This window comes from Micromonospora sp. KC606, assembly GCF_004348675.1.
GTDB lineage: Bacteria > Actinomycetota > Actinomycetes > Mycobacteriales > Micromonosporaceae > Micromonospora.
In genome coordinates, this window is sequence record NZ_SMKN01000400.1 from 1 (window position 1) to 1,504 (window position 1,504).

The window sequence follows — 1,504 nt, forward strand, 5'->3', positions numbered from 1 at the left end:
GCGGCAGACATCCCATGGTTCTTCGATGTCAAGTGCTGGGTCGGAGATGGGCCCAGGCGGTGGCCTCGTCGTAGGTGGTTCCGGTCTTGAGGCAGCCGTGGAGGATGCCGACGAGACGATTGCTGAGCTGGCGCAGGGCGGCCTGGTGACCGGTGCCGCGGTCACGGAGGGCCTGGTAGTAGGCGCGAGCGCCGGGTGAGCCGCGCATGGCGCAGAACGCCCACTGGTGCACGGCGTCGGCGAGACGGCGGTTGCGGGCGTAGCGCGCGAGTACGACACGGCGGCTGCCGGACGCCCGAGTGATCGGCGAGGTGCCGGCGTAGTTGCGGCGGGCCTTGGCATCGACGTAGCGGTGCGGGTCGTCGCCGAACTCGCCGAGGATCCGGGCACCGAGAACTGGCCCGAGGCCGGGCAGGCTCAAGTAACGCTCAACGTCGCGGTGCCGGCCAAAATGTGAGGCCACCACCTGACCGAGTTCGGCGATCTCGATGTCGAGAACGTTGATCATCTGGACCTGGCTGGACACGATCGCCGCGAAGGCGTTCTGCACCGGCCGCGGCTGACGCAGCTGCTCAGCGCGCAGTGCTGCTGGATCGCGGTAGCTTTGCCATCGAGATCACGACGACCGGCACGCCGCAGCGCGGCGACGATCGTGACCCGCGGCAGGCGAGCACCCCGCTCCGGATCCGGTGCCCGGTCCAGCACCTCAAGGGCCTCACCGGCGGCCAGGTCGTCGAAAGCCCCCAACGCGGCGGGATAGAACTCCCGCAACGCCGAGCGCAGCCGCAGCACCTGCCGAGTGCGGTCCCAGACAAGGCTCTGATGCGCCCGCGCCACCAGCTTCACCGCCTCCGCAAGAGAGCTGTCACCAGCCACCTGCCGGTGATGGGCATGATCCAGACGCACGATCTCCGCCAGCACATGCGCATCCCCGGCGTCGGACTTCGCACCAGAAGTGGAATGCCGCTCTCGGTACCGCGCCACCGACATCGGGTTGATCGCATACACCTGATACCCCACCGCGACCAGCGCCTGCACCCACGTGCCACGGTCGGTCTCGATCCCGATCCGCACCCGCCCGGCCGCCTCGGCCGGGTCCAGATCCGCCCACGACGCCGGCATGTGCTCAGCGATCAGCGCATGCCACCGACCGACACCTCCAAGACCCTCCGGCAACCGCGCCCGGACAAGCCGGCGCCCGTCCTCGCCAAGGATCTCCACGTCGTGGTGGTCCTCGGCCCAGTCATCGCCTACCCAGATCATCCTCACCTCCCACACAGACACCCGCCCTTCAGCAGCGTGGAGAAGACGCCGGCGATCTAATAGCCAAGTGCTCACCAAGCCCAGAGAGCGGGGCACGCCATCCCACCAGCCGTCCCGTCTCCTCACGACCAACGGGCGCACGGTCTGCCGCAAGACCTCAAACGGGTCCGAAGAGTGCAGTGCTGACCCGCCAGCCGCTACCGAAGCCATCCTGCACCAGCAGGCTGACGGAACCTATTAG

Annotated in this window: 1 pseudogene; it reads right to left on the minus strand. The window is 68.3% G+C overall.

Annotation, left to right across the window (positions count from 1 at the left end):
• Positions 1-28: 28 nt before the first annotated feature.
• Positions 29-1,263 (minus strand): annotated as a pseudogene (locus E1193_RS31360) (IS110 family transposase).
• Positions 1,264-1,504 lie beyond the last annotated feature (241 nt).